The 663-nt window shown below is 24.6% G+C and carries 1 protein-coding gene; it reads right to left on the bottom strand.

Annotated elements, in window-relative coordinates:
• Positions 1 to 348 precede the first annotated feature (348 nt).
• The coding region (locus C6B38_RS10305) for a hypothetical protein (protein ID WP_162475928.1) at positions 349 to 663 on the bottom strand (315 nt) is incomplete at its 5' end.

Here is a 663-nt window from a genome sequence, read left to right as displayed (position 1 = left end):
TTTTTTTGTTTCTATTGTAAAAGTATTTGGAAAATTAACTTTATCCTTTTGTTCTAAACCTGATTTTTGTAAAGTTATATTAGACAATAAACCCAAATTATAATTACAACCGTTATCACCTGCAGATAAATTAGCATTTCTATCTTTAATAAATCGTTCTATATCAGGTTTAACACATCTAACTTGTAAATTACCTAAATTACTTATTTCTATTGTTTTATAGGAACTAATAAATTTTTCAATACTTTGAATTGTGGGGTCAATTTGTTTTAAATCAATTTCAGTTTCATAATAACCTTGATTAAATTCATCAGAAAATAAATTAAAATAATTAATTGTTCCAATTTTTTATACATATTTAGTACATTGTGCTGGTGCTGTAATTTTAGTTTTTAATGGTATTTGTGTATTAGCACGTCATATATCTTTGGTATAAACTTTATAGTTATATGGTGCTGGTGGAAGAACATACTGAGGGTAATTAAAGGTTGGTATTTCATAATCATGTGGTAGTAAGAAACTAGTTTTATAATTAGTTGTCATATCACGTAAATAATTATTTAAAACACTTTTTGTTTTACCTCTGAAACTTCATACTGATAAGCGTAAATAATCTTCTTCATTATTTGTATATGGATTATCAGCATAAAAGATAATTTCACA

The sequence above is a fragment of the Spiroplasma sp. ChiS genome (assembly GCF_002968355.1).
Lineage (GTDB): Bacteria > Bacillota_I > Bacilli_A > Mycoplasmatales > Mycoplasmataceae > Spiroplasma > Spiroplasma citri.
This window is presented reverse-complemented; position numbering and strand designations above follow the sequence as displayed.